Annotated in this window: 1 protein-coding gene; it reads right to left on the bottom strand. The window is 55.7% G+C overall.

Translation table 11 applies throughout. The annotated features are described in order from the left end of the window. Positions 1-316: hypothetical protein (locus SCA31_RS22850; protein WP_410699329.1), on the bottom strand; the 316-nt coding region annotated here is incomplete at both ends.

Below are 316 nucleotides of genomic sequence, written 5' to 3'. Positions count from 1 at the left end.
CATCGACCACAACTGGACTGCCTGAGGTACCCGTTTGCAGGTCATTCACTGCTTGCGGATAGTCAATGGTGACGGTCGCTTCGTTTGAGGTGTCACCCGTCAGGTTGTCTACGGTGTAGCTGATTGGCGTTGGGTCCGCGGTAAAACCTGCTTCTGGAGTAAAGGTGATGGCCCCTGTTACAGGGTCAACAACCCATGTGCCTTCGCCTGGTACGTCCACCGATTTGCCATCAGCGGCAATAGTGCTGCCAGCTGGCGCTTGGGTGATGATGACGGTTGCTGGGTCTAAATTGGCGTCAGCTTGGCTGTCGTTAGC

The organism is Chryseobacterium sp. SIMBA_028 (genome assembly GCF_046535285.1).
Taxonomy (GTDB): domain Bacteria; phylum Bacteroidota; class Bacteroidia; order Flavobacteriales; family Weeksellaceae; genus Chryseobacterium.
Note: the sequence above shows the minus strand (reverse complement) of the source record. Positions and strands in the feature narration are given on the sequence as shown.